The organism is Streptomyces sp. NPDC006610, from assembly GCF_040611575.1.
Taxonomy (GTDB): Bacteria; Actinomycetota; Actinomycetes; order Streptomycetales; family Streptomycetaceae; genus Streptomyces.
Genome location: NZ_JBEXOP010000020.1, coordinates 13,859 through 39,449, shown reverse-complemented (window position 1 = coordinate 39,449; position 25,591 = coordinate 13,859). Strand labels below are relative to the sequence as shown.

23 protein-coding genes and 1 riboswitch are annotated in these 25,591 nt (G+C 71.6%); of the genes, 18 read left to right on the top strand and 5 right to left on the bottom strand.

Annotated elements, in window-relative coordinates; translation table 11 throughout:
* The first annotated feature begins 127 nt into the window (after positions 1-127).
* The 4 genes from coxB to ABZY13_RS17990 all read left to right on the top strand — a co-directional run bounded on the left by coxB (position 128) and on the right by ABZY13_RS17990 (position 4,635).
* Entirely contained in the window at positions 128-1,087 is a 960-nt protein-coding gene (coxB, locus tag ABZY13_RS18005; protein ID WP_356631722.1) for a cytochrome c oxidase subunit II, read from the top strand.
* Entirely contained in the window at positions 1,084-2,817 is a 1,734-nt protein-coding gene (gene ctaD, locus ABZY13_RS18000; protein WP_356631720.1) for a cytochrome c oxidase subunit I, read from the top strand. Before coxB ends, ctaD begins: the two co-directional genes overlap by 4 nt.
* Complete coding sequence (locus tag ABZY13_RS17995) at positions 2,814-3,212, top strand: cytochrome c oxidase subunit 4 (protein ID WP_356631718.1); 399 nt, start codon at positions 2,814-2,816, stop codon at positions 3,210-3,212. The genes ctaD and ABZY13_RS17995 overlap by 4 nt, the downstream gene beginning before the upstream one ends.
* 130 nt (positions 3,213-3,342) lie before the next feature.
* On the top strand, positions 3,343-4,635 hold the full coding sequence (locus ABZY13_RS17990; protein WP_356631716.1) for an Ig-like domain-containing protein: 1,293 nt from the start codon (positions 3,343-3,345) through the stop codon (positions 4,633-4,635).
* Between the two features lie 19 nt (positions 4,636-4,654).
* Here ABZY13_RS17990 and ABZY13_RS17985 read toward each other — a convergent pair whose 3' ends face one another.
* The gene (locus tag ABZY13_RS17985; protein WP_356631714.1) at positions 4,655-5,056 is read right to left on the bottom strand and encodes a hypothetical protein; all 402 of its coding nucleotides are present in this window, start codon (positions 5,054-5,056) and stop codon (positions 4,655-4,657) included.
* Between the two features lie 180 nt (positions 5,057-5,236).
* Here ABZY13_RS17985 and ABZY13_RS17980 point away from each other — a divergent pair, with 180 nt between their 5' ends.
* The 6 genes from ABZY13_RS17980 (at position 5,237) to ABZY13_RS17955 (ending at position 12,439) form a co-directional block, all read left to right on the top strand.
* Positions 5,237-5,857, top strand: coding sequence for a heme-copper oxidase subunit III (locus ABZY13_RS17980; protein ID WP_356631712.1), 621 nt, complete (start codon positions 5,237-5,239; stop codon positions 5,855-5,857).
* Between the two features lie 81 nt (positions 5,858-5,938).
* Complete coding sequence (locus tag ABZY13_RS17975; protein WP_356631710.1) at positions 5,939-6,751, top strand: c-type cytochrome; 813 nt, start codon at positions 5,939-5,941, stop codon at positions 6,749-6,751.
* A complete protein-coding gene (locus ABZY13_RS17970) occupies positions 6,748-7,809 on the top strand; it encodes a Rieske 2Fe-2S domain-containing protein (RefSeq protein ID WP_356631708.1) in 1,062 nt (353 codons plus the stop codon). Before ABZY13_RS17975 ends, ABZY13_RS17970 begins: the two co-directional genes overlap by 4 nt.
* Entirely contained in the window at positions 7,806-9,449 is a 1,644-nt protein-coding gene (locus ABZY13_RS17965) for a cytochrome bc complex cytochrome b subunit (RefSeq protein WP_356631706.1), read from the top strand. Before ABZY13_RS17970 ends, ABZY13_RS17965 begins: the two co-directional genes overlap by 4 nt.
* A gap of 139 nt (positions 9,450-9,588) precedes the next feature.
* Positions 9,589-10,653: an anthranilate phosphoribosyltransferase gene (trpD, locus tag ABZY13_RS17960; protein WP_356631704.1), complete on the top strand. Its 1,065-nt coding sequence runs from the start codon at positions 9,589-9,591 to the stop codon at positions 10,651-10,653.
* Positions 10,654-10,750: 97 nt separating this feature from the next.
* A riboswitch (SAM riboswitch) is annotated at positions 10,751-10,867 on the top strand.
* Positions 10,868-11,068: 201 nt separating this feature from the next.
* The gene (locus tag ABZY13_RS17955; RefSeq protein WP_356631702.1) at positions 11,069-12,439 is read left to right on the top strand and encodes an aminotransferase class V-fold PLP-dependent enzyme; all 1,371 of its coding nucleotides are present in this window, start codon (positions 11,069-11,071) and stop codon (positions 12,437-12,439) included.
* Positions 12,440-12,675: 236 nt separating this feature from the next.
* Here the strand turns inward: ABZY13_RS17955 and ABZY13_RS17950 are convergent, their stop codons facing one another.
* Together ABZY13_RS17950 and ABZY13_RS17945 are read right to left on the bottom strand one after the other, a co-directional pair.
* Positions 12,676-12,957, bottom strand: coding sequence for an Lrp/AsnC ligand binding domain-containing protein (locus ABZY13_RS17950; RefSeq protein WP_356631701.1), 282 nt, complete (start codon positions 12,955-12,957; stop codon positions 12,676-12,678).
* Positions 12,954-13,688, bottom strand: coding sequence for a rhomboid family intramembrane serine protease (locus ABZY13_RS17945; protein ID WP_356631699.1), 735 nt, complete (start codon positions 13,686-13,688; stop codon positions 12,954-12,956). Before ABZY13_RS17945 ends, ABZY13_RS17950 begins: the two co-directional genes overlap by 4 nt.
* Before the next feature lie 156 nt (positions 13,689-13,844).
* Here ABZY13_RS17945 and ABZY13_RS17940 point away from each other — a divergent pair, with 156 nt between their 5' ends.
* From ABZY13_RS17940 to ABZY13_RS17920, 5 genes are all read left to right on the top strand, one after another.
* Positions 13,845-14,084 (top strand): hypothetical protein, encoded by a 240-nt coding sequence (locus ABZY13_RS17940; protein WP_356631697.1) that lies wholly within the window; start codon positions 13,845-13,847, stop codon positions 14,082-14,084.
* A 63-nt stretch (positions 14,085-14,147) separates the two neighbouring features.
* Positions 14,148-15,497, top strand: a complete 1,350-nt coding sequence (locus ABZY13_RS17935; RefSeq protein ID WP_356631695.1) for an NYN domain-containing protein — start codon at positions 14,148-14,150, stop codon at positions 15,495-15,497.
* A gap of 360 nt (positions 15,498-15,857) precedes the next feature.
* Positions 15,858-16,904 carry an NlpC/P60 family protein gene (locus tag ABZY13_RS17930; RefSeq protein ID WP_356631693.1) on the top strand — a complete coding sequence of 349 codons (1,047 nt, stop codon included), beginning with the start codon at positions 15,858-15,860 and terminating at the stop codon, positions 16,902-16,904.
* Positions 16,905-17,111: 207 nt separating this feature from the next.
* Complete coding sequence (locus tag ABZY13_RS17925; protein WP_356631691.1) at positions 17,112-18,143, top strand: NlpC/P60 family protein; 1,032 nt, start codon at positions 17,112-17,114, stop codon at positions 18,141-18,143.
* 81 nt (positions 18,144-18,224) lie between these two features.
* Positions 18,225-19,391 carry a hypothetical protein gene (locus ABZY13_RS17920; protein ID WP_356631868.1) on the top strand — a complete coding sequence of 389 codons (1,167 nt, stop codon included), beginning with the start codon at positions 18,225-18,227 and terminating at the stop codon, positions 19,389-19,391.
* Between the two features lie 114 nt (positions 19,392-19,505).
* On the opposite strand, the gene ABZY13_RS17915 is transcribed toward ABZY13_RS17920, so the two are convergent.
* A complete protein-coding gene (locus ABZY13_RS17915) occupies positions 19,506-20,741 on the bottom strand; it encodes a glycosyltransferase family 87 protein (RefSeq protein ID WP_356631689.1) in 1,236 nt (411 codons plus the stop codon).
* An 86-nt stretch (positions 20,742-20,827) separates the two neighbouring features.
* On the opposite strand from ABZY13_RS17915, the gene ABZY13_RS17910 reads away from it, so the two are divergent.
* The gene (locus tag ABZY13_RS17910) at positions 20,828-21,970 is read left to right on the top strand and encodes a glycosyltransferase family 4 protein (RefSeq protein WP_356631687.1); all 1,143 of its coding nucleotides are present in this window, start codon (positions 20,828-20,830) and stop codon (positions 21,968-21,970) included.
* Positions 21,971-22,129: 159 nt separating this feature from the next.
* On the opposite strand, the gene ABZY13_RS17905 is transcribed toward ABZY13_RS17910, so the two are convergent.
* Positions 22,130-23,926 (bottom strand): AMP-binding protein, encoded by a 1,797-nt coding sequence (locus ABZY13_RS17905; protein ID WP_356631685.1) that lies wholly within the window; start codon positions 23,924-23,926, stop codon positions 22,130-22,132.
* A 294-nt stretch (positions 23,927-24,220) separates the two neighbouring features.
* Here ABZY13_RS17905 and ABZY13_RS17900 point away from each other — a divergent pair, with 294 nt between their 5' ends.
* Together ABZY13_RS17900 and ABZY13_RS17895 are read left to right on the top strand one after the other, a co-directional pair.
* Positions 24,221-25,018, top strand: coding sequence for a metallophosphoesterase (locus ABZY13_RS17900; protein ID WP_356631684.1), 798 nt, complete (start codon positions 24,221-24,223; stop codon positions 25,016-25,018).
* Positions 25,019-25,135: 117 nt separating this feature from the next.
* Positions 25,136-25,576, top strand: a complete 441-nt coding sequence (locus ABZY13_RS17895; RefSeq protein ID WP_356631682.1) for an SRPBCC family protein — start codon at positions 25,136-25,138, stop codon at positions 25,574-25,576.
* Positions 25,577-25,591 lie beyond the last annotated feature (15 nt).

The following is a 25,591-nucleotide window of genomic DNA, read 5'->3' as shown; positions in this document are numbered from 1 at the left end:
CCCCAAATAGCGTCCAGTAGGGTTTGGTCCGCATAAACATCCAAACCCCTGCCCGACGCAGGGCGGCGACCTACCAGCGAGAAGGCCGCAGCCGACCGCGCGGGCGAGACTCTCGGGAAGGCGCTACGTGAGTCCCAACGGCTCCGACCGCTCGCCGCGGCGCCCGATGCGGCGGAAGCTGCTGCAGGCACTGACCGCGGGCCTGGTCCTGGCGACCGCTACCGGTTGCACATACGAGGACTTCCCCCGCCTTGGTATGCCCACCCCCACCACGGAAGAGGCGCCCATCGTCCTCTCCCTGTGGCAGGGTTCCTGGGCTGCCGCGCTCGCCGTCGGCGTGCTGGTGTGGGGCTTGATCCTGTGGAGTGCTTTCTTCCACCGGCGCAGCCGCACCAAGGTGGAGGTCCCTCCGCAGACCCGGTACAACGTGCCGATCGAGGCGCTCTACACGGTGGTCCCGATCATCATCGTGTCGGTCCTCTTCTACTTCACGGCTCGCGACGAGTCGAAGCTGCTCGACATGGACAAGAAGCCGGACGTCACGGTCAACGTGGTCGGCTTCCAGTGGAGCTGGTGCTTCAACTACATCGAGAACGTCGAAGGCTCCACAGGCGACGCCAAGACCGCCAAGGAGCTGGACGCGGTCCCGCAGCGCTACAAGAAGGACTTCCCGGCGAACGCCGGCGGCGTCTACACCTGCGGCACGCCCGGTGAGCGCAACCCGCAGACCGGCAACCCCGGCCCCACGCTGTGGCTGCCCGAGGGCAAGACCGTCCGCTTCGTGCTCACCTCGCGTGACGTCATCCACTCCTTCTGGGTGGTGCCGTTCCTCATGAAGCAGGACGTCATCCCGGGCCACCCCAACGCCTTCCAGGTGACCCCGAACAAGCAGGGCACCTTCCTCGGCAAGTGCGCCGAGCTCTGCGGCGTCGACCACTCCCGGATGCTGTTCAACGTGAAGGTCGTCTCGCCGGAGCGCTACGAGCAGCACCTGAAGGACCTCGCCAAGAAGGGCCAGACCGGATACGTGCCCGCCGGTATCGAGCAGACGCAGCACGCGAAGGACCGGGAGGCGAACGTCCTGTGAGCATCGTCAACGAACCCGCAGGTGCCCCCGAGGCGGGCACCTACGAGAACGAGCACCCGGTCCGCCGCAGGCAGCCGGGCAACGTGGTGGTCAAGTGGCTGACGACCACCGACCACAAGACGATCGGCACCCTGTATCTGGTGACGTCGTTCGTGTTCTTCTGCGTCGGCGGCGTGATGGCGCTCTTCATGCGCGCCGAGCTGGCCCGCCCGGGCCTGCAGATCATGTCGAACGAGCAGTTCAACCAGGCGTTCACGATGCACGGCACGATCATGCTGCTGATGTTCGCGACGCCGCTGTTCGCCGGTTTCGCCAACTGGATCATGCCGCTGCAGATCGGCGCGCCCGACGTGGCGTTCCCGCGGCTGAACATGTTCGCCTACTGGCTCTACCTGTTCGGCTCGCTGATCGCGGTGGCCGGCTTCCTCACCCCGCAGGGCGCCGCCGACTTCGGCTGGTTCGCCTACGCCCCGCTGTCGGACGCGGTCCGCTCGCCGGGCATCGGCGCCGACATGTGGATCATGGGTCTGGCCTTCTCCGGCTTCGGCACCATCCTCGGCTCGGTCAACTTCATCACCACGATCATCTGCATGCGCGCCCCGGGCATGACGATGTTCCGCATGCCGATCTTCACCTGGAACGTGCTGCTGACCGGTGTCCTGGTCCTGCTGGCCTTCCCGGTCCTCGCGGCGGCCCTGTTCGCGCTGGAGGCGGACCGCAAGTTCGGCTCGCACATCTTCGACGCGGCCAACGGCGGTTCCCTGCTGTGGCAGCACCTCTTCTGGTTCTTCGGCCACCCCGAGGTGTACATCATCGCGCTGCCGTTCTTCGGCATCATCAGCGAGGTCATCCCGGTCTTCTCCCGCAAGCCGATGTTCGGCTACTCGGGCCTGATCGCGGCGACCATCGCCATCGCGGGTCTGTCCGTGACCGTGTGGGCGCACCACATGTACGTCACCGGCGGTGTGCTGCTGCCGTTCTTCTCCTTCATGACGTTCCTCATCGCGGTCCCGACCGGTGTGAAGTTCTTCAACTGGATCGGCACGATGTGGAAGGGCTCGCTGTCCTTCGAGACGCCGATGCTCTGGGCGACCGGCTTCCTGATCACCTTCACCTTCGGTGGTCTGACCGGTGTCATCCTGGCCTCGCCGCCGATGGACTTCCACGTGTCCGACTCCTACTTCGTGGTGGCGCACTTCCACTACGTCGTCTTCGGCACCGTCGTCTTCGCGATGTTCTCCGGCTTCCACTTCTGGTGGCCGAAGTGGACCGGCAAGATGCTGGACGAGCGCCTGGGCAAGATCACCTTCTGGACGCTGTTCATCGGCTTCCACGGCACCTTCCTGGTCCAGCACTGGCTGGGCGCCGAGGGCATGCCGCGCCGGTACGCCGACTACCTGGCGGCCGACGGCTTCACCGCCCTGAACACGATCTCCACCATCGCCTCGTTCGTGCTCGGCCTGTCGATCCTGCCGTTCTTCTACAACGTCTGGAAGACGGCCAAGTACGGCAAGCCGGTCGGCGTGGACGACCCGTGGGGCTACGGCCGCTCGCTGGAGTGGGCGACCTCCTGCCCGCCGCCGCGGCACAACTTCCTCACCCTGCCGCGGATCCGCAGCGAATCCCCGGCGTTCGACCTGCACCACCCGGACATCGCGGCGCTCGAGGAGCTCGGGCACGCCGGTCACGGGGCCAGCGCCCTCGCGGGTAGCAAGGAGGCCGGCAAGTGAAGATCCAGGGCAAGATGTTCATGTGGCTGAGCGTCTTCGTCCTCGCCATGGCGGTCGTCTATGGCGTGTGGTCGAAGGAGCCGGCCGGTACCACGGCCCTCTTCCTGGCCTTCGGCCTGTGCATCATGATCGGTTTCTACCTGGGCTTCACCGCCCGGCGGGTCGACGCGGGCGCGCAGGACAACAAGGAGGCCGACGTCGCGGACGACGCGGGCGAGCTGGGCTTCTTCAGCCCGCACAGCTGGCAGCCGCTGTCGCTGGCCATCGGCGGCGCCTTCGCGTTCCTCGCGGTCGCGGTGGGCTGGTGGCTGCTGTACTTCTCCGCCCCGCTGGTCCTGATCGGCATCTGGGGCTGGGTCTTCGAGTACTACCGCGGTGAGAACCGCACCCAGTAGCACGCGCCGAGCGCCAGGGAGCCCGGACACTCCGTCAGGAGGGTCCGGGCTCCCTCGTTCCGCCCAGCCCCGCTCGCCCGTCCGGCCTACCCGCCGTGCCGAGCCGGGCAAAGCTTCCTACGTTGAGGCCATGAGCCACTCCGTGTTCTCCCGGGGCACCGCAGCCGGCGTCCCGCGCACCTGCACCGCCGCCGGTTGCACGCTGGTCGTGATCGCCCTCGTCGCGGGCGCCACCTCCTGCGGGGGCGACGACGTGCCGCCCACCGCGGCGCCGTACGACGCGGCCCGGCAGATCTCCGTCAGCGGCCCCACGGGCGCCGGACGCAAGGCCGACCCCGACCGGCCCCTGCAGATCACCGCCGACGCCTCCGAGGGCCGTATCACGGACGTCACGGCCGTCGACGCGGCCGGCCGCCACCTGTCGGGCGAACTGTCCGCCGACGGCAGCCGCTGGCGCTCCACCTCCCCGCTGGCCGCGAGCGCCCGCTACACGGTCCGGGTCGGCACCGAGAACGAGGACGGCGCCCCCGGCCGCCGGGTCCTCACCGTGGAGACGGGCAAGCCCCGGTCCGACAAGCGCCTCACCGTCACCTTCGGCCCCGGGACGGGCCGCTACGGCGTGGGCCGGCCGATCACCGCCGAACTGAACCTGCCGGTGCGGGACAGGGCGCAGCGCGCGACCGTGGAGCGGGCCCTGAAGGTGCGCTCCACGCCCGCGGTGGAGGGCGCCTGGCACTGGGTGGACGACCGGAAGCTGCACTACCGGCCCCGGGAATACTGGCCCGCCGGCGCCACCGTCGAGGCGCGCAGCACCCTGGACGGCATCAAGGTCGGCGACCGGCTCCGGGGCGGCCCGGCCAGACCCGTGCGGATCACCATCGGCGACCACGTCGTCGCGGTCACGGACGCCGCCGCGCACCGGATGACGGTCTACCGCAACGGCGAGGAGATCAGGACCATCCCGGTCACCACGGGCAAGCCCGGCTTCGACACCCGCAACGGGGTCAAGGTCGTCATCGGCAAGGAGTACTTCGTACGCATGCGCGGCACCACCATCGGCATCGCCGAGGGCTCCGCCGAGTCGTACGACCTGCCGGTCTACTACGCGACCCGGGTGACCTGGAGCGGCGAGTACGTCCACGCCGCCCCCTGGTCGGTCGGCTCCCAGGGCTCCGCCAACGTCAGCCACGGCTGCACCGGCATGAGCACCGCGAACGCGCAGTGGTTCTTCGACACCGTCCGCGAGGGCGACCTGGTCAAGGTCGTCAACTCCGAGGGCCGCACGATGGAGCCCTTCGGCAACGGCTTCGGCGACTGGAACCTGGACTGGAAGGAGTGGAAACAGGGCAGCGCCCTGCACGGCACCGCGGCCCAGGGCCCGGCCACGGCGGAACGGGCCAGGCTCCGGCCGGCGGCGCTGTGAACCGGGGCGACGGCGCCCGCTAGGCGCTCAGCGCGGCCCGCTCCCGCAGCAGCGAGGCCAGCGCCGCGGCGAACTCGACCGGGTCCACCGGCAGCGTCACCGCCGCCTCGGCCCGGCTCCAGGTCGCCAGCCAGGCGTCCTGCGGGCGCCCGATGAGCAGCAGCACCGGCGGGCAGCGGAACACCTCGTCCTTGATCTGCCGGCACACGCCCATGCCCCCCATGGGCACGGCCTCGCCGTCCAGCACGCAGACGTCGATGCCGCCCTTGTCCAGTTCCTTGACGACGGCGGCGGGCGTCGCGCACTCGACGAACTCGACCACGGGAACGTCCGGAGCGGGCCGGCGGCCGGTCGCCAGGCGCACCTGCTCGCGGGTGTTGGAGTCGTCGCTGTAGACCAGCACCGTGGCGGTCGGCTGCATGGTTCCTCCGGGACGTCGGCGTCGTGAAAGGACAGGCCTGCTGCGGCGGATGCTACCCCTTCGACCCCCTCGTCAACAGTTGTGGGAACACCACTTCGATGGGCCATACGAGCAGTACACGGGGGCCGAACGCACCGAACGGCACCCCCCGGGGTGAGGGCGGGATAAGCGACCGACATAATGTCGGTCGTGGCGACAGCAACGACAGTAGATACCGGGCACGCGCACCCGTCGGTCAACCGGCCGAACCTCACCAGCGTCGGAACCATCATCTGGCTGAGTTCCGAGCTGATGTTCTTCGCGGCCCTCTTCGCGATGTACTTCACCCTGCGATCGGTGACCGGGCCCGATTTCTGGCACGAGAAGGCCGACGCCCTGAACTTCCCGTTCTCGGCGACGAACACCACGATCCTGGTGCTCTCCTCCCTCACCTGCCAGCTCGGCGTCTTCGCCGCCGAGCGCGGTGACGTGAAGAAGCTCAGGATGTGGTTCATCGTCACCTTCGTCATGGGTGCGATCTTCATCGGCGGCCAGGTGCTGGAGTACACCGAGCTGGTCAAGCACGAGGGCCTGTCGCTCTCGTCGGACCCGTACGGCTCGGTGTTCTACCTGACCACCGGCTTCCACGGCCTGCACGTGACGGGCGGCCTGATCGCCTTCCTGCTGGTCCTGGGCCGCACCTACGCGGCGCGGAGATTCACCCACGAGCAGGCGACCGCCGCCATCGTCGTGTCCTACTACTGGCACTTCGTCGATGTCGTCTGGATCGGCCTCTTCGCCACGATCTACATGATCAAGTAGTCGGGGCTCGTACCCGAGCGCCTCACCGAAGCGCACATCCCAGAAGCATCGACGCAGAAGATCCTGACACCGGGGTAATCCGTGAAAAAGCTCTCCGCACGACGACGCCATCCGCTGGCGGCAGTCGTCGTCCTACTCCTCGCGCTGGCGGCAACTGGGGGGCTGTACGCCGCGTTCGCGCCCGCGAGCAAGGCGCAGGCCGATGAAACCGCCCAGTCCCTCGCCATCGAAGAGGGCAAGAAGCTCTACGCCGTCGGCTGCGCCAGCTGCCACGGCACCGGCGGTCAGGGCACCTCCGACGGACCGAGCCTGGTCGGCGTCGGCGCCGCCGCCGTCGACTTCCAGGTCGGCACCGGCCGTATGCCGGCGGCGACCTCCCAGAGCGCTCAGGTCCCGCGCAAGAAGGTCGTCTACACCCAGGCCGAGATCGACCAGCTCGCCGCCTACATCTCCTCCCTCGGCGCCGGCCCGGCGATCCCGACCGAGGAGCAGTACGGCACGGAGGGCGCGGACATCGCCAAGGGCGGTGAGCTGTTCCGCACCAACTGCGCGCAGTGCCACAACTTCACCGGCAAGGGCGGCGCCCTCACCAAGGGCAAGTACGCGCCGGGCCTGGAGGGCGTCGACCCCAAGCACATCTACGAGGCCATGCAGACCGGCCCGCAGAACATGCCCTCCTTCCCCGACACCGTCCTGTCGGAGCAGAATAAGAAGGACATCATCGCGTACCTCGAAGAGGTCAACGGCGACGAGGCCAAGAGCCCCGGCGGCCTTCAGCTGGGCGGCCTCGGGCCGGTCAGCGAGGGTCTGTTCGGCTGGATCTTCGGTCTCGGTGGCCTGATCGCCATCGCCGTGTGGGTCGCCGCCCGGACCGCAAAGGCCAAGAAGTCATGAGCAGCCACGACATTCCCGAAGAGAAGCTCCCTGCCGAGCAGGGCCACGCGCACGGCACGGCGGTGGGCGTCGCGGACGAGGAGAACCCGTTCGCCGACCCCGGCCTGCCGCCGCACGAGCACCGCATCCAGGACATCGACGAGCGGGCCGCCAAGCGGTCCGAGCGCGCGGTCGCCCTGCTGTTCACGCTCTCGATGCTGGCCACCATCGGCTTCATCGCCGCGTTCGTCACCATCCCCGTGGACAGGTCGGTCTACGTCTGGACCCTCGGCCACGTCAGCGCGCTCAACCTCGCGCTGGGCCTGACCCTCGGCATCGCGCTGTTCACCATCGGCGCCGGCGCGATCCACTGGGCGCGCACGCTGATGGCGGACGTCGAGATGGCCGACGAGCGCCACCCGATCGAGGCGTCGCCCGAGCTGAACGCCAAGATCAAGGAAGAGTGGAAGCAGGGTGTCGAGGAGTCCGCGTTCGGACGGCGCAAGCTGATCCGCAACACGATGCTCGGCGCGCTCACCCTCGTGCCGCTCACCAGCCTGGTCCTGCTGCGCGACCTCGGTCCGCTGCCCGGCACCTCGCTGCGCCACACCATGTGGTCCAAGGGCCTGCTCCTGGTCAACATGAACACGAACGAGCCGCTGCGTCCCTCGGACATCTCCGTCGGCTCGCTCACCTTCGCCAAGCCCGAGGGCCTGGAGGAGCACGACCACTCGTACCAGAACGAGATCGCCAAGGCCGCCCTGATGATCGTCCGGATCGAGCCGGAGGACATCAAGGACAAGCGCGAGCTGGAGTGGTCGCACGAGGGCATCGTGGCGTACTCCAAGATCTGCACCCACGTCGGCTGCCCGATCTCGCTGTACGAGCAGCAGACGCACCACGTGCTGTGCCCCTGCCACCAGTCCACCTTCGACCTCTCCGACGGAGCCAGGGTCATCTTCGGCCCCGCCGGCCACGCCCTGCCGCAGCTGCGCATCGGCGTGAACGACGAGGGGTACCTCGAGGCGCTCGGCGACTTCGAGGAGCCCGTCGGCCCTGCATTCTGGGAGCGCGGATGAGCACCACCAGCACCACCAGCACCGAATCCCGCGCCCGCGGGAAGGCTCCGGCCGGCGAGCGCCTCGCCGACTGGGCCGACGGCCGGCTGGGGATCTACTCCCTGGCCAAGGCCAACATGCGCAAGATCTTTCCCGACCACTGGTCGTTCATGCTGGGCGAGATCTGCCTGTACAGCTTCATCATCATCATCCTCACGGGTGTGTACCTGACGCTGTTCTTCCACCCGTCGATGAACGAGGTGGAGTACCACGGCAGCTACGTCCCGCTGCAGGGCGTGCTGATGAGCGAGGCGTACGCCTCCACGCTGGACATCAGCTTCGACGTGCGCGGTGGTCTGCTGATCCGGCAGATCCACCACTGGGCGGCGATCATCTTCCTCGCCGGCATGTTCGTGCACATGATGCGCGTCTTCTTCACCGGCGCGTTCCGCAAGCCGCGCGAGGTCAACTGGCTGTTCGGCTTCCTGCTGTTCGTCCTGGGCATGTTCACCGGGTTCACCGGCTACTCGCTCCCGGACGACCTGCTCTCGGGCACCGGTGTCCGCTTCACCCAGGGCGCGATCCTGTCCGTGCCGATCGTCGGCACGTACATCTCGATGTTCCTGTTCGGCGGGGAGTTCCCCGGCACGGACTTCGTGGCCCGGTTCTACTCGATCCACATCCTGCTGCTGCCGGGCATCATGCTGGCGCTGGTGAGCGCCCACCTGATCCTGGTCTTCTACCACAAGCACACCCAGTTCCCGGGCCCCGGCCGGACCAACAAGAACGTCGTCGGCATGCCGCTGCTGCCGGTCTACACGGCCAAGGCCGGAGGCTTCTTCTTCCTGGTCTTCGGTGTGACCGCGGCTCTCGCCGGCATCGCGTCGGTCAACCCGATCTGGGTCCTCGGCCCCTACCGGGCGGACCAGGTGTCCACGGGCGCCCAGCCCGACTGGTACATGGGCTTCGCCGAGGGCCTGGTGCGCGCCATGCCGGGCTGGGAGATCAACTTCTGGGGTCACACGCTCGTCCTGGGCGTGTTCGTCCCGCTGGTGATCTTCGGTCTGTTCCTCGCGGTGATCGCCCTGTACCCGTTCATCGAGGCCTGGGTCACGGGGGACAAGCGGGAGCACCACCTGCTGGACCGCCCGCGCAACGCCCCGACCCGCACCGCCTTCGGCGTGGCCTGGATCACCGCGTACATGATCATGCTGATCGGCGGTGGCAACGACATCGTCGCGACCCACTTCCATCTGTCGATCAACGCGGTCACGTGGTTCGTCCGGATCGGGTTCTTCGTGGGACCGGTCATCGCGTTCGTCGTGACCAAGCGGATCTGCCTCGGCCTCCAGCGCCGGGACCGGGACAAGGTGCTGCACGGCCGGGAGACCGGCACCATCAAGCGCCTGCCGCACGGTGAGTTCATCGAGGTGCACGAGCCGCTCAGCCAGGAGCAGCTGCACACGCTCACGGCGCACGAGCAGTACAAGCCGCTGGCCATCGGCCAGACGGTCGACGAGAACGGCGTCAAGCGCAAGGTGAAGGGCTCCGAGAAGCTGCGCGTCAAGCTCAGCAACGCCTACTTCGGCGAGGAGTCGCAGATCCCGAAGCCCACCGTCGAGGAGTACAAGGAGATCACGAGCGGCCACGGCCACCACTGATCGCTGCGTTCGCCACAGCCACGGCCGAGGGCCCCGTCCGGTGTACGGACGGGGCCCTCCGTCTTGTCCGGCGGCTGGATAGGGTGGAGCCCGTCCGAGACACCCGTCCCGACATCCGGGACCGAGCCAGGAGCGGCTTATGAGCGCTGTGACCCCCGCTGGAGGCGACACCGCGGCGGGCCGCACCTGGCCCGCCCTGCTGAACGGCCTGCTCGACGGCCGCGACCTGAGCGCGGACGACACGGCCTGGGCGATGGACGTGATCATGCGGGGCGAGGCGACGGACGCCCAGATCGCCGGTTTCGCGGTGGCCCTGCGGGCCAAGGGCGAGACCGTCGAGGAGATCGCCGGCATGGTCCGCACCATGTACGAGCACGCCAACGTGATCGAGGTGCCGGGGGAGACCGTCGACATCGTCGGCACCGGCGGCGACGGCGCCAAGACGGTGAACATCTCCACCATGTCCGCCGTGGTGATCGCCGGCACCGGCGCCAAGGTCGTCAAGCACGGCAACCGCGCCGCCTCCTCCGCGTCCGGCGCGTCCGACGTGCTGGAGAAGCTCGGGGTCAATCTGGAGCTGACGCCGCGGCGGGTCGCCGAGGTGGCCGAGGAGGCCGGGATCACCTTCTGCTTCGCGGTCAGGTTCCACCCGGCGCTGCGCCATGTGGCTGCGGCGCGTGGCCAGCTGGGCATCCGGACCACCTTCAACTTCCTCGGCCCGCTGACCAACCCGGCGCGGGTGCGGGCCCAGGCGGTGGGCGTCGCCGACGCGCGCATGGCCCCGATCGTGGCCGGCGTGCTCGCCGAACGCGGCAACTCCTCGCTGGTCTTCCGCGGCGACGACGGCCTCGACGAGCTGACGGTCACCGCCACCTCCCGGGTGTGGGTGGTCCGCGACGGCAAGGTGACCGAGGAGGTCTTCGACCCGCGGGACGTCGGCATCGAGCCGGTCCCGCTGGAGGCGCTGCGCGGCGCCGACGCCTCCTACAACGCCGAGGTGGCCCGTCGGCTGCTCGACGGCGAGCGGGGTCCCGTCCGGGACGCGGTGCTGCTGAACTCGGCGGCGGCCCTGGTGGCGCTGGAGCCGGGCACGGGACCGCTCGCGGAGCAGCTCCGGGACGGCATGGCGAAGGCGGCCGAGTCCATCGACTCCGGGGCGGCCGGGCGGGTCCTGGAGCGCTGGGTGGCGGTCAGCAACGCCTGAACGGCCGCGTGGGCAAAGGCAGATGGCGCAGGGGCGCGGTCCGGGATGCGGACCGCGCCCTTGCGCGTATCCGACAGTGTGGCAAGATGTGGGACCAGGTCATGAGCGACAGCCATCAGGCCCCGGCCGGCTGTCCGGCAACCCTCCGTCCGTGGCGGGGTGCCCCGGGTGAAGACCAGGCCGCAGACAGCAAGGTCTGCGGCAAGCGCGGACCCCTCGCGAGACCAGGGGTCCTGGGTCGTTCGAGGGAGCCTTCCGTGAGCAAACGAATGCGCTAGGCCTGTCGGCCGTTTTCCAGCCGTGCCCCGGGTGCGCCGTCGACGCGCGCGCCTCCCGCACCGGTCGCCTCGGCGCACCCCCTTTCTTCTCGTCCCCCGCGCTGCTGCCCAGCGCTCGACTCACGGGAGTCCTCGTCATGCCGGTTTCCGTATCCTCCGCTGCCTCCGCCCCGGCCATTTGCCCCCCGCTGCCCGTTCTGGGACGGGATGTCACCGTGCCGCTCGTGACCGGCGGCGAGGCCGTCTACGCCGCGCTCGACTACGCGGCCAGCGCGCCCGCGCTCCAGCGGGTGTGGGACGACGTGGCGGCGTACGCGCCGTACTACGGCAGCGTGCACCGCGGTGCCGGGTACCTCTCGCAGCTGTCCACCGACCTGTTCGAGAAGGCCCGCGCCACGGTCGCGGGCTTCCTCGACTGCCGGGCCGACGACCAGGTCGTCTTCACCCGCTCCACCACCGACTCCCTGAACCTCCTGGCCGGGGCGCTGCCCGCCGGATGCCGGGTCTTCGTCTTCGAGACCGAGCACCATGCCGCGCTGCTGCCCTGGCCCGAGGACGCGGTCACCTGGCTCGACGCGCCGCGCAGCCCCGGCGAGGCCGTGGCGGCCCTGGAGCGGGCCCTCGCCGACCGGGACCCGTACGGCCCCGCGCTGGTCTGCGTCACAGGGGCGTCCAACGTCACCGGCGAGCTGTGGCCGGTACGGGAACTGGCCGCCGCCGCGCACGCGCACGGCGCCCGGATCGTCCTGGACGCCGCCCAGCTCGCCCCGCACCGCCCCGTGTCGGTGCGCGATCTGGACGTCGACTGGGTCGCCTTCTCCGGGCACAAGCTCTACGCCCCCTTCGGCGCCGGCGTCCTCGCCGGCCGCGCCGACTGGCTGGGCGCCGCCGAACCGTACCTCGCCGGCGGCGGGGCCAGCCGCAGGGTCGCCCGGCGGGCGGACGGCGGCGTGGAGGTGGAGTGGCACGACGGCGCGGCCCGGCACGAGGCGGGGTCCCCGAACGTCATCGGCGCCCACGCCGTCGCGTCGGCCTGCCAGGCGCTCACCGAGGCCGGCTTCGAGTCCCTGGTCGCCCGCGAGGAGTACCTGCTGCGCAAGGTGCGCGAGGGACTGGCCGGGCTGCCGCAGGTGCGGGTGCTGTCCCTGTTCGGCGAGGACGCGCCGCGGGTCGGCGTCCTGTCCTTCGTGGTGGACGGCTGGAACGGCTCGCACTTCGCCGCGGCACTGTCCGCGGAGTACGGCATCGGGGTGCGGGACGGGCTGTTCTGCGCCCATCCGCTGCTGCGCACGCTGCTGGACGGCGCGGCCGGGACGTCGGGGACGTCTCAGGAGTGCGGGACGCCCGGGACCGCCGGCGCCGTCCGGGTCAGCTTCGGCGCCGGGACTCCCGAGGAGCATGTGGACCGGTTCCTGCGGGCGACGCGGGAGCTGCTCGGGAACGGGTCGCGGTGGTCCTACCGGACGGAGGGCGGGCGGTGCGTGCCGGTGCCTGGGCCGGCGGCTTGAGGTCGTCGGGGGCGAGGGCGTGGTGTTCGGGTGAGGGTGTCGGGGGCCGGTCGCGCAGTTCCCCGCGCCCTTGGGGTGTTGCCCGGACGTCGGCTGTGAGGGGCCGTGTCCGAGGGGCGTGTGCTTCGGGTGCGGGTTGTGGAGGGCTGGTCGCGCAGTTCCCCGCGCCCCCCGGGGCGTCGCCTGGGCCGGGGGCGGTGGTGACCGTCCCCGGCGGCCGGCCGGTCAGCCCGGCCTCAATTGTCCAGGCCGATGGCGAAGGCCGCCTCCAGGTCGTGCTGGGAGTAGGTGCGGAACGCCACATGGGTGTCCGTCGCCTCCACGCCCGGGATCTTGCTGATGCGGCCGGGGATGACCTCCGCCAGGTCCTCGTGGTGGCGGACCCGGACCATCGCGATCAGGTCGTACGTGCCGGTGACCGAGAAGACCTCGCTGACGGAGTCCAGCGCCGCGATCCGCTCGGCGATCTCGGGGATCCGGTCCACGCTGGTCTTGATCAGGACGATCGCGGTGATCACGGCTGGTTCTCTCCCTCGGGGGCCGGAGCTGGGGCGGGTTTCACTCTAGTCCTCCGGCCGAACCGGGCCCACGCGTAGCCGAAGCCCAGGGCGAAGCCCACCAGGTGGGCCAGGTACGCCACCCCCGGCCCGCCGTCGGAGCGGCCCGCCGCCAGCCACTGCAGGGCCGCCCAGAAGGGCAGCACCACCCACGCCGGGAAGCGCAGCGGCAGGAAGAAGAGGAACGGCAGCAGACTGGTCACCCGCGCGGTCGGGAAGAGGAACAGGAACGCCCCGAGCACCGCCGAGATCGCCCCGGACGCGCCGACCAGCGACTGCTCGGAGCCCGCGTTGGCCGCCGCGTACGCCAGCAGCGCGAGGCAGCCGCAGCCGACGTAGAAGAGGGTGAACCCGGCCCGGCCCATGCGTTCCTCGGTCATCGCGCCGAAGACGTGCAGGAACAGCATGTTGCCGAGCAGATGCACCCAGCTGCCGTGCACGAACAGTGCCGTCGCCGGGGTGAGGAGGGCCCCGGGGGAGCCGCCGAACAGCTCTGCGGGGATCACGCCCCAGCGGCGGAAATAGGCCCGCTGCACCGCGAGCAGCTCCTCCCCCGTGCCGTAGGCGGGGCCGAGTCCCGACGCGGGCCCGATCAGGAAGATCACGCAGCACAGGCCGATCAGCCCGTACGTCACCGGCGCCGGCGGCCTCCGCCGGGCTCTCAGGGCCACCGCCCTCCAGTCGCTGACCATGAACACAGAGCATGACGCAACGGGACGTATCCGCACGGACCGCCTCGCCGCCGTGGACGGACGGGCGTCGGGCACCCGGCAGGCCGTAGGGTTACGAGCCACACGCTCCAGGCACGCTGGCGCGCCGGGAAACCAGAAGGGAAGGGACCAGGCACGATGACGGTTCCCCTGCCGACCGCCTCGACGCGGTGGCGCTGCAAGCTGTGCGGCAACCTCACCCGCTTCGACGTGACCCGTTCCTCCAAGGTGGTCGAGTACGTGCACCTCGACCTGGCCGGTGAGCCGAACGTGGAGGAGCGCGAGGTCGTCAGTGAGACCATCGAGTCGGTGCGGTGCCGCTGGTGCAACGCCGTGGATCAGGTGGAACTCGTGGAGAGGCCCGGCGTCGGCTCCTGACGGGAGCGGGCTCCTGGGCCGGTGATCCCGTGACCGGGGTCGCGTACAGGCATTGGGGTGAGGATGGTGGAGACCACAGGCGGGGAGCCGGACGACGGCGCCGCTGAGGTGCTCGACCGTCCGCTGCCCGAGGGTGTGCGCCGCCGCGTCGTGCAGATCGTCGCCGACGGCTTCGGCGGACTGACCATGGCCGAACTGCCCGCCCAGTTGCGGCAGTACGCCCGTTTCGCCCCCAACCGCCGTGCCAAGTTCGCCGGGAACGCCATGGCCGCGGCCCTGGAGACCGACCCGCTGTTCCGGCAGCGCATCGGCGAGAAGTTCCGGGAGGTCCAGCCCGAGCTGTGCGGCGCCCTCGACTCGGGCGCGCCCCCGCCCGCCGCCGACCCGCTGGACGTCGCCGCCGCGGCGTACGTGCTGCGTACGGCCGGCTGGGTGAAGCTGGTGACCGCCGCCGGCGAGGAGGCCCAGCGCGCGGACGCCGAGCGCGCCGACGAGGAGAACCGCGCCGAACTGGAGCGTCTGCGCGCCGAACTCGCCGCCGCGCGTGAGCACACCCGCGCCGAGACCGAGCGGCTGCGCACCGAACTGGACGCCGCCCGCAAGGAAGCCGAATCGCTTCACCGCAAGCTGCGCTCCGCCCTGAGCGACGTCAAGCGCGGCGAGGCGGCGCTGCGCAAGGCCCACGGAGAGATGGAGGCCGTGCGCGCCGAGAGCCACGCGCAGGTGTCCGCCGCGGAGAGCGAGACCCGGCGTCTCAAGGCCCGGCTGGGCGAGGCGGAGGCCGCCCTGGAGGCCACCCGCCGGGCGGCCCGCGAGGGCCGCAGCGTCGAGGACATGCGGGTGCGGCTGCTGCTCGACACCGTGCTGGACGCCGCCCAGGGCCTGCGCCGCGAACTGGCGCTGCCGCCCGTGTCGGTGCGGCCCGCCGACACCGTCGACGCGGTCGAGCCGGGGCGGATGACGCCGAAGGACATCGCCGCCCGCGCCCTGTCCGAGGACGACCCCGCGATCCTCGACCAGCTGCTGGCGCTGCCGCAGGCCCATCTCCTGGTCGACGGCTACAACGTCACCAAGACCGGCTATCCCCAGATGCCGCTGGAGAAGCAGCGGCTGCGGCTGCTCGGCCAGCTCTCCCAGCTCGCCGCGCAGACCGGAGCCGAGGTCACCTGCGTCTTCGACGGGGCCGAGCTGGCCGCGCCGGTGCTGCTGGCGCCGCCGCGCGGGGTGCGGGTGCTGTTCTCCAAGCCCGGTGTCACCGCCGACGAGCTGATCCGGCAGCTGGTGCGCGCCGAGCCGCCGGGCCGGCCGGTCATCGTCGCCTCCACCGACCGCGAGGTCGCCGACGGGGTGGCACGGGCCGGCGCCCGGCCCGTCGCCTCCGCCGTGCTCCTCAAACGCTTCTCGCGGGGCTGACCTCCGGTCGACCCGCAATGGGGCTCAATGGGAGCCGATGGCCGTCAATGGCGTCCAACGCACCAATGTCCGCCGCTCGGCTCCTATGGCCGCAATGGCAAAAACGAAGGCCAATGCCCGAATTGGTCAGAAGATCGCGCGACGTAGTGTCAGTCGCTCATCACCTCGGGTGAGTTGTGTGTAAAGAATGCTGGATGGGGCGAGATTTTTCAGCTGAGGATTTGAACTGATCACAGACAGGTCACTAGGGTCAGGCCTCGAACCCTCGCTCGGGTGATCACTCACAAGGGGTGAGTGACGGCGGGGGAACCGCCCGCCGGCGTGTCGGTAGGCGGCTGAAGGAAGAAGGAGATCGCCCCCGTGGCGTCCCACCGTCGACCCAAGCAGCCGAGCCGCGCACGTGTGACCGTGCTGACCACCGCGGCAGCCGCTGCCGTCGCCCTGAGCTCGCAGGCCGCCAACGCCGCGCCCAGCGAGAAGCCCACCAAGGACGAGGTCAAGGCCAAGGTCGACAAGCTCTACCAGGAGGCGGAGCAGGCCACCGAGAAGTACAACGGGGCCAAGGAGAAGCAGGAGAAGCTCCAGAAGGAGATCTCCACCATCCAGGACAACGTCGCCCGCGGCCAGGAAGAGGTCAACGAGCTGCGCGACGGCCTCGGCTCCATGGCCAGCGCCCAGTACCGCTCGGGCGGCATAGACCCCTCGGTCCAGCTCTTCCTCTCCGCGGACCCGGACGACTACCTCGACAAGGCCTCCACGCTCGACCAGTTGAGCAGCCAGCAGGTCGACGCGCTGAAGAAGATCCAGGAGAAGCAGCGCGAACTCGCCCAGGACCGCGCCGAGGCGTCCGACAAGCTCAAGGACCTCGCCTCCACCCGCACCGAGCTGGGCAAGAAGAAGCAGGAAGTCCAGGCGAAGCTCGCCGAGGCGCAGAAGCTGCTCAACACCCTGACCGCGGCCGAGAAGGCCGCGCTCGCCGCCGAGGAGGAGCGCGCCAGCCGCGACAGCGGACGCAGCGCCCTCGCCGCCTCCGCGTCCGGCAGCGCCGCCCCGGCCACCGGCCGCGCCTCGTCCGCCTACGCCGCCGCCCAGAGCAAGATCGGCTCGCCGTACGTGTACGGCGCCTCCGGCCCGTCGTCCTTCGACTGCTCCGGCCTCACCTCCTGGGCCTTCGCCCAGGCCGGCGTCCAGATCCCGCGCACCTCGCAGGCGCAGGCGAGCTACGGCACCCGCATCTACTCGCAGAGCGACCTCCGGGTCGGCGACCTGGTGATCTTCTACAGCGACCTGCACCACGTCGGCTTCTACGCCGGCAACGGCCAGGTGCTGCACGCCCCGCGCAGCGGCACGGTCGTGCGCTACGAGTCGATCAACAACATGCCGTACCAGTTCGGCGTCCGCATCTGACCCGTTGGCATCGGACCCGGTTTCCGCGGGCCATGCCGCCCGAACGGGCGAATTACGACACCGGGCCGCGCCCCACGCCCCGCCGATGACCTGCGTCAGCGGCGGGGCGTCACGTTGCGTGGCCACCGGGGTCGTTGGTCGCCGCCCCGTCGCGGGGTTACTGTCTGCCGCGTTTCCAGTCCGCCAGTGGAAGGAGCGCGGCCACCCGTGGGGTCCCATCGCCGTCTCGCACCGTCCGGTCCCGTCCGGAGCGCCGGCGCCGCGCGCGTCGCCATGGGCGCGCTGTCGGCCGCCGCCGCGGCCCTCGCCGTCGTACCGGACACGCCGGCGCTCGCCGCGCCGCGCGACGACACCCGTGCCGAGGTGGACCGGCTCTACACGGAGGCCGAGAAGGCCACCGAGGCGTACAACGCGGCCGACGAGCGCGCCGACCGGCTGCGGGGGCAGGTGAACGACGCCCAGGACCGCGTCGCCCGCCAGCAGGAACGCGTCAACTCCCTGCGGGACGCCCTGGGTTCGCTGGCCGGCGCGCAGTACCGCACCGGCGGCCTCGACCCCTCCCTCGCCCTGCTGTTCTCCGCCGACCCCGACGACTACCTCGACCGGGCCGCCGTCCTGCACCGCATCGGCGTCCAGCAGGCCGGCCGGCTCGGGCAGCTCCAGGACGCCCTGCGCGATCTGGGCCGGGAACGCGCCGAGGCGGCCGGCCGCCTCACCGAACTGGAGAAGAACCGCCGGGCCGCCGCCGCCCACAAACGCGCCGTCGAGGACAAGCTCGCCCGCGCCCGCCGACTGCTCGCCGCCCTCCCCGACGCCGAGCGCGCCGCCTTCGAGCGGGCCTCCCGCTTCGCCCGCCAGGACCTGCCCGACCTCGCCGACCTGCCGCCCGCCTCGCCCCGCGCCGCCGTCGCGGTGGCCGCCGCCCGCTCCGCGCTCGGCAAGCCCTACGCCTGGGGCGCCACCGGCCCCGGCGCCTTTGACTGCTCCGGCCTGATGCAGTGGTCGTACGCCCACGCCGGCGTCGCCCTCCCGCGCACCTCGCAGGCCCAGCGGGAGGCCGGCCGGCGGATCCCGCTGTCCGAGGCCCGGCCCGGCGACCTCGTCACCTACCGGTCCGACGCCAGCCACATCGGGATGTACGTGGGCGGCGGCCAGGTGATCCACGCCCCCTACCCGGGCGCGCCCGTGCGCCACGACCCGGTCGGGATGATGCCGATCTCCGGGGTCACCAGGGTCTGACCGGCCGCCCGCACTGCCCGTACGATCGGGAGGGTGGCCGGTCGAGGGCGGGCGTCGGGACGCGGAGCCGCAGCAGTGCGTCTGCTGCTGCTCGGCGCGCTGCTCGCGCCCCTGACCGGCTGCGGCCCGGGACCGGCTCCCGCCCCCTCCCACGCCCTGCGCGGCGAGGTGCAGCGCCTGCTCGACCGGCGCGCGGACGCCGTCCTGGACCGCGACGCCGAGCGCTACCGGCGCACCGGACCGGCCCCCGACTACGCCGACCTGCGGGCGCTGCCCTTCGCGGAGTGGTCGTACGAGGTCACCGCCGTGCGGCGGACCGGCGCCACCGCCACCGCCGAGGCCGACCTGCGCTACCGCCTCGACGGCTACGACCCGGCGCCCGTGACGGCGGGCCGCACCCTGCGGCTGGCCCGCGACGCCGGGGGCCGCTGGACCGTCGTCTCCGACCGGCCGCGGGGAGGGTCCGCCGAGCAGCTGTGGGACCAGGGCACGGTGAGCGTGGTCCGGGGCGCGCACGGCATCGTGCTCGGCGTCGGGCAGTCCCGCGCCGAGCTGCGCGCCTACGCCGGGCTCGGGGACCGCGCGGTGCCCGCCGTGTCCGAGGCGTGGGGCACGCGCTGGAGCGGGCTGGTCGTGGTGCTCGTGCCCGGCTCGCTGGACGACATGGCCGCCCTGCTCGGCTCGCCCGCCGCCCACTACCGGGGCATCGCCGCCGTCACCACCGGCGAGACGGGCGGGTCCGGCCGGTCGCCCGCCGACCGGATCATCGTCAACCCCGACGCGTACGGCGTCCTCGGCCCCGTCGGCAGACAGGTCGTCCTCACCCACGAGACCGTCCACGTCGCCACCCGCGCCCACACCAACGCCGCCACGCCGCTGTGGCTGTCCGAGGGATACGCCGACTGGATCGGCTACCGCGACAGCGGGCGCGCCCCGGCCGAGGCCGCGCCCGAACTGGCCCGCGCGGTGGCCGAGGGGGACCTTCCGGACGCCCTGCCCGCCGACGCCGACTTCCGCTTCACCGGTCACTCCACGGCGCTCGCGCGCGCCTACGAGGGCGGGTTCACGGCCTGCGGGCTGATCGCGCGACGCTGGGGCGAGGAGCGGCTCGGCGCGTTCTACCGGGCGGTGGGCGCGCACGGGGAGCGGCGGGGTGCGGTCGAGGGGGCGATGGCGCAGGTGCTGGGGACGACGCCGGAGCGGTTCACGGCGCTGTGGCGGGAGCATCTGCGGACGGAATTCGGCTGACGGGGCCGCGGGCCGGGGACACGGGGACGACGCCGGAGCGGTGGACCGCGCTGTGGCGGGCTCACCCGAGAAACCCGAGAAACGGGCGTGCGGGGCCGGTCGGGGGCACGGGGCTCAGGACGAGACCGGGGTCTCCTCGCCGCGGGGCGCCCGGCCGGGGGCGGGCGCGGCGGCCGGGGCGGGGGCCGTCGCGCGCCACAGGGCGCGGGCCGCGACCACGGTGGCCAGGACCAGCAGGCCGTTGCGGACGACCAGGAGGGTGACGCCGAGGGTGTCGCTCGCCACGACGTGGGCGAACCAGATCGGGAACTCCAGCACCGTCACCGCCGACGCCGCCAGGACCAGCAACGCCGGCAGGCGCATCGCGCTGCGCCGGAAGGACAGGCACACCGCCGCCACCCCGACGAGCCACACCATGTACTGCGGGCTGATCACCCGGCTCGTCGTCGTGAACAGCAGCACCGCCACGAACGCCGCGTCCGCCGCCGTGTGCGGCGCGAACCGCCTCGCCGCCAGCCGCCACGCCAGCAGCCAGCCGAAGGCGACCCCGGTCAGCGCCAGGGCCGCCGTGCTGACCAGGCCGACGTACGGGCCGAGGAACTCCACCGAGCCGTAGTTCAGCAGCACCTGGCCGTCCCAGCCGTACTGCCGCGCCACATGGAAGACCAGCGCGCCCAGCGACTCCACCTCCGTGCCCCGGTCCCGCTGGAAGGTGAGGAAGGCGAACGCGCCCGGCATCGCCAGCGCGAACCCCGCCGCCAGCGCCGCCGCCGACACCGCCGCCGCCCCCCACACCCGCCGCCGCACCACGCCGGCCAGCAGCAGCGCGGGCCACACCTTCAGCATCGCCCCGAACCCGATCAGCGCCCCCATCAGTTGGGGCCGCCGGCTGCCCGCCAGGAGCGCCGCCACCGCGACGGCCGTGACCATCACGTCGTAGCGCGCGTACACCGTCGGCCCCAGCAGCGGCGCCCCCACGACCCACAGCCACGCGCCGCGCATCGTCCGGCCCGGCCGCGGACCGGCGTACAGCAGCAGGGCGAGGACGGCGAAGTCGGCCAGGAACGCCAGCACGAAGAACGCCTGCGCGTAGTCGAGGAACGACAGCAGCGCGGGGGAGAGGATCGCGAGGGCGGCGGCGGGCGGGTACTGCCAGGTGACGTCCTCGCGGGGGAACACACCGCCGCTGAGCACCTCGTACCAGCCGTGGTAGATCACCGAGACGTCCGTGGTGACGTCCGGTCCGGGGAAGACGACGACCTTCAGGACGAAGAACAGCAGGAACAGCCGGGTCGCCGACCAGAGGGCGACCAGCCCGATCAGCGACGGTGTCCCGTTGGTCCTGTCCACGCGCGCCCCTGTCCGGTCGTCGGTCCGTCGCCCGCGCCGCCGGGGCGGACGCCAGCGTGAGTTTACGTTGGGTAGGGTCGACGTCGATGCGCAAGACCCTCATCGTGACCAACGACTTTCCGCCCCGGCCGGGCGGCATCCAGGCGTTCCTGCACAACATGGCGCTCCGCCTGGACCCCGAGCGGCTGGTCGTCTACGCCTCCACCTGGAAGCGGGGGCGCGAGGGCGCCGGAGCCACGGCCGCGTTCGACGCCGAGCAGCCCTTCACCGTCGTACGCGACACCACGACGATGCTGCTGCCGACGCCCGCGGTCACCCGGCGGGCCGTCGGGCTGCTGCGCGAGCACGGGTGCGCGGCGGTGTGGTTCGGGGCTGCGGCGCCGCTCGGGCTGATGGCGCCGGCGCTGCGCAGGGCGGGCGCCGAGCGGCTGGTGGCCACCACCCACGGGCACGAGGCCGGCTGGGCCCAGCTGCCCGCCGCGCGGCAACTGCTGCGCCGCATCGGGGAGTCCACCGACGCCCTCACCTACCTCGGCGAGTACACGCGCTCCCGGATCGCCGCCGCGCTCACCCCGGACGCCGCCGCCAGGATGGCCCAACTGCCGCCGGGCGTCGACGAGAAGACGTTCCATCCGGACTCCGGAGGCGCCGAGGTGCGCGCCCGGCTCGGCCTCGTCGACCGGCCGGTCGTCGTGTGCGTCTCCCGGCTCGTGCCGCGCAAGGGGCAGGACACCCTCATCCTCGCCCTGCCGCGGATTCTCGCCGCACAGCCCGATGCCGTGCTGTTGATCGTCGGCGGGGGGCCGTACGAGAAGGAGCTGCGCAAGCTGGCCCGCGAGACGCGGGTGGAGAAGTCGGTGGTGTTCACCGGGGCGGTGCCCTGGTCGCAGCTGCCCGCCCACTACGGCGCCGGCGACGTCTTCGCGATGCCCTGCCGCACCCGGCGCGGCGGCCTCGACGTCGAAGGGCTCGGCATCGTCTACCTGGAGGCCTCCGCGACCGGACTGCCCGTCGTCGCCGGGGACTCCGGCGGGGCGCCCGACGCCGTGCTCGACGGCGAGACCGGCTGGGTCGTGCGCGGCGGCTCCGCCGAGGAGGCCGCCGACCGGATCACCGCCCTGCTCGGCGACGACGAACTGCGCCGCCGGATGGGGGAGCGGGGGCGGCGCTGGGTCGAGGAGAAGTGGCGCTGGGACCTGCTCGCCGAGCGGCTGAAGGAACTGCTGTAGCCGGCCGGACGAGAGATCTCGCGGTGGCCGGGGGCGCGGCCCCTCGCCGTGACCGGGCGTGCGCCTCGACGCTGCAGGGCGTACGACCTTGCCGCGGCCGGACATGGGACGGCGCGGGTCCCCTCGTCGGGGCCCGCGCCTTTGCGCTCCTCGCGCCCGCTACTTCGCGTACAGCGCCTCGATCTCGGCCGCGTAGTCCTTCGCGACCACGTTCCGCTTCAGCTTCAGCGACGGCGTCAGATGGCCCGACTCCTCGGTGAACTGCGAGTCCAGGATGCGGAACTTGCGCACCGACTCCGCCTTCGACACCGCCGCGTTGCCGTCGTCGATCGCGCCCTGCACCGCGGCGAGCAGGTCCGGGTCGTCGCGCAGCGAGGCCGCCGTGGAACCGGCCGGCTTGCCGTGCTCGGCGGCCCAGCGGCCGAGGAACTCCTCGTCCAGGGTGATCAGCGCGGCCACGAACGGACGGGCGTCGCCCACCACCATGCACTCGGCGACCAGCGCGTGCGCGCGGATGCGGTCCTCGATCACGGCCGGGGCGACGTTCTTGCCGCCCGCGGTGACCAGGATCTCCTTCTTGCGGCCGGTGATCCGCAGATAGCCGTCCTCGTCCAGGGTGCCGATGTCGCCCGTGTGGAACCAGCCGTCCGCCAGCGCCTCCGCCGTCGCCGCCGGGTTGTTCCAGTACCCCTGGAAGATGTGCTCGCCGTGCAGCAGCACCTCGCCGTCGTCGGCGATGCGCACCACCGAGCCGGGCAGCGGCTGGCCGACCGTGCCGATCTTCTGCCGGTCCCACGGGTTGAAGGCGGTGGCCGCACAGGACTCGGTCAGGCCGTAGCCCTCCAGCACGGTGAAGCCGATGCCGCGGAAGAAGTGGCCCAGGCGCTCGCCGAGCGGCGCGCCGCCGGAGATGGCGGCCTCGCCCCGGCCGCCGAGGACCGCGCGGAGCTTGCCGTAGACCAGCTTGTCGAAGACCTTGTGCTTGATCCGCAGACCGAGGGACGGGCCCGACGGGGCGTCCAGCGCCCGGCTGTAGGCGATCGCGGTGTCGGCTGCCTTGTCGAAGATCCTGCCCTTGCCGTCCGCCTGCGCCTTCGCCCGCGCCGAGTTGTACACCTTCTCGAAGACGCGCGGCACGCCCAGGATCAGCGTCGGCCGGAACGAGGCCAGCTCGTCGGTGAGGTTCTTGACGTCCGGGACGCAGCCCAGCTTGATCGGCGCCATCATCGGCGCCACCTGCACCAGCCGCCCGAAGACATGGGCGAGCGGCAGGAACAGCAGCACACTGCACTCGCCGGTGCGGAACAGCGGGCGCAGCCGCTCCACGACGTTGCCGCACTCGGCGAAGAAGTTGCGGTGGGTGAGCACACAGCCCTTGGGGCGGCCGGTCGTGCCGGAGGTGTAGACGATGGTCGCCGGGTCGTCGGCCTTCGCCAGGGAGCTGCGCTCCTCGACCGTCTCGTCGCTGACGTCCCGCCCGGCGCGGCCCAGTTCCTCGACGCCCCCGCCGTCGATCTGCCAGACGTGCTTCAGCGCCGGCAGCCCTTCGCGCACCGACTCCACCGCGGCGGCGTGGACGCCGGTCTCCACGATGCACGCGGTCGCGCCGGAGTCGCCGAGGATCCACTGCACCTGCTCCGGCGAGCTGGTCTCGTACACCGGCACGGTCACCGCGCCCGCGCACCAGATCGCGAAGTCCAGCAGCGTCCACTCGTAGCGCGTGCGCGACATCAGGCCCACCCGGTCGCCCGGCTGCACCCCGGAGGCGATGAGCCCCTTGGCGGCGGCGTGCACCTCGGCGAGGAACTCGGTGGCCGTCACGTCCTGCCAGGAGCTGCCGGCCTTGCGGGCGATGACGGCGACGTCGGGGTGCTGCGCGGCGTTCCTGCGGACGATGTCCGTCAGGTTGCCGTCCGAGGGGACCTCGTACAAAGCCGGAAGGCTGAACTCGCGCAAGACTGCTGCTCCTCTGGGGCGCCGGCGCCACGACGTTGTGTGATGCGACGGTCCGGTCCAAGGCTCGGGCAGGTGCTCGCGGATTCATCTGTTGAAACCTGAGCACAACTGGACTGCCCGGACGTTACCCGCCGGTATGGCGTCTACGACAGGGGGGTCCGGCGAGATGTTCGCTGCGTCACACGGGTAGGTGTTCCTTCGCGCACAGTAGTCCACCGATGAATCGGCCAGCCAGTAATCGCAGGTCCGGCCGCCACTGTTCACGCATGCCGCACACGCCTACGCTTGATCGTCATGGCATCCACACCGGCCCCCGGCCGCACGACACGCGTGCACGTGGTGAGCGACGTGCACGGCAACGCCCGCGACCTCGCCCGGGCCGGCGACGGCGCGGACGCCCTCATCTGCCTGGGCGACCTGGTCCTCTTCCTCGACTACGCGGACCACTCGCGCGGCATCTTCCCCGACCTCTTCGGCGTGGAGAACGCCGACCGCCTGGTCGAGCTGCGCACCGCCCGCCGCTTCGACGAGGCCCGCGAGCTGGGCCGCCGGCTGTGGGCCGGGATCGGCGAGGACCGGGCGACGGTGATCGAGCGGGCGGTGCGCAGGCAGTACGCCGAGCTGTTCGCCGCGTTCCCCACCCCGACGTACGCCACCTACGGCAACGTCGACATGCCGCCCCTGTGGTCCGAGTACGCCCGCCCCGGCACGACCGTGCTGGACGGGGAGCGGGTGGAGATCGCCGGCCGGGTCTTCGGCTTCGTCGGCGGCGGTCTGCGCACCCCCATGCGGACCCCGTACGAGATCAGCGACGAGGAGTACGCCGCCAAGGTCGAGGCCGTCGGCGAGGTGGACGTGCTCTGCTCGCACATCCCGCCGGAGGTGCCCGAACTCGTGTACGACACCGTGGCCCGGCGCTTCGAGCGCGGCAGCCGCGCCCTGCTGGACGCCATCCGCCGCACCCGGCCCCGCTACGCCCTCTTCGGCCACGTCCACCAGCCCCTCGCGCGGCGCATGCGGATCGGCGCCACCGAGTGCGTGAACGTCGGGCACTTCGCCGGCACCGGACGGCCCTGGGCGCTGGAGTGGTGAGGCCCGCAGTCGGCGCAGGTGGGGGTGGCAGCGGGCCGGTCGCCGCGCGGTAGCCTTCACACCGCACCCACGCGCGCTGCACGACGCGTACCGGCACGATCCGGAGGAGCCACGGCGATGGCGGAACACACCAGCTCGAGCATCGAGATCCAGGCGGCCCCGGCCGAGGTCATGGCGGTGATCGCCGACTTCGAGCGGTACCCCGACTGGACCGGTGAGGTCAAGGAGGCCGAGATCCTCGAGACCGACGGGCAGGGCCGCGCCGAGCAGGTCCGGCTGGTCATGGACGCCGGCGCGATCAAGGACGACCAGACCCTCGCCTACACCTGGACCGGCGACCACGAGGTCTCCTGGACGCTGGTGAAGTCCCAGATGCTGCGCTCCCTCGACGGCTCCTACGTGCTCAGGCCGGCCGGCCCCGGCGCCACCGAGGTGACCTACCGGCTGACCGTCGACGTCAAGATCCCCATGCTCGGCATGATCAAGCGCAAGGCCGAGAAGGTCATCACCGACCGGGCGCTCGCCGGACTGAAGAAGCGCGTGGAAGCCGGCCGCTAGCCTCCCGGAGCCGGA

What these genes read in the sequence shown, in the direction of transcription:
- ABZY13_RS17990 (WP_356631716.1), top strand. Translation starts at nt 3,343, where the DNA reads ATGAGCCACTCCGTGTTCTCCCGGGGCACCGCAGCCGGCGTCCCGCGC.
- ABZY13_RS17985 (WP_356631714.1), bottom strand. Translation starts at nt 5,056, where the DNA reads ATGCAGCCGACCGCCACGGTGCTGGTCTACAGCGACGACTCCAACACC.
- ABZY13_RS17980 (WP_356631712.1), top strand. Translation starts at nt 5,237, where the DNA reads ATGTCGGTCGTGGCGACAGCAACGACAGTAGATACCGGGCACGCGCAC.
- ABZY13_RS17970 (WP_356631708.1), top strand. Translation starts at nt 6,748, where the DNA reads ATGAGCAGCCACGACATTCCCGAAGAGAAGCTCCCTGCCGAGCAGGGC.
- ABZY13_RS17965 (WP_356631706.1), top strand. Translation starts at nt 7,806, where the DNA reads ATGAGCACCACCAGCACCACCAGCACCGAATCCCGCGCCCGCGGGAAG.
- trpD (WP_356631704.1), top strand. Translation starts at nt 9,589, where the DNA reads ATGAGCGCTGTGACCCCCGCTGGAGGCGACACCGCGGCGGGCCGCACC.
- ABZY13_RS17955 (WP_356631702.1), top strand. Translation starts at nt 11,069, where the DNA reads ATGCCGGTTTCCGTATCCTCCGCTGCCTCCGCCCCGGCCATTTGCCCC.
- ABZY13_RS17945 (WP_356631699.1), bottom strand. Translation starts at nt 13,688, where the DNA reads ATGGTCAGCGACTGGAGGGCGGTGGCCCTGAGAGCCCGGCGGAGGCCG.
- ABZY13_RS17940 (WP_356631697.1), top strand. Translation starts at nt 13,845, where the DNA reads ATGACGGTTCCCCTGCCGACCGCCTCGACGCGGTGGCGCTGCAAGCTG.
- ABZY13_RS17935 (WP_356631695.1), top strand. Translation starts at nt 14,148, where the DNA reads ATGGTGGAGACCACAGGCGGGGAGCCGGACGACGGCGCCGCTGAGGTG.
- ABZY13_RS17910 (WP_356631687.1), top strand. Translation starts at nt 20,828, where the DNA reads ATGCGCAAGACCCTCATCGTGACCAACGACTTTCCGCCCCGGCCGGGC.
- ABZY13_RS17900 (WP_356631684.1), top strand. Translation starts at nt 24,221, where the DNA reads ATGGCATCCACACCGGCCCCCGGCCGCACGACACGCGTGCACGTGGTG.
- ABZY13_RS17895 (WP_356631682.1), top strand. Translation starts at nt 25,136, where the DNA reads ATGGCGGAACACACCAGCTCGAGCATCGAGATCCAGGCGGCCCCGGCC.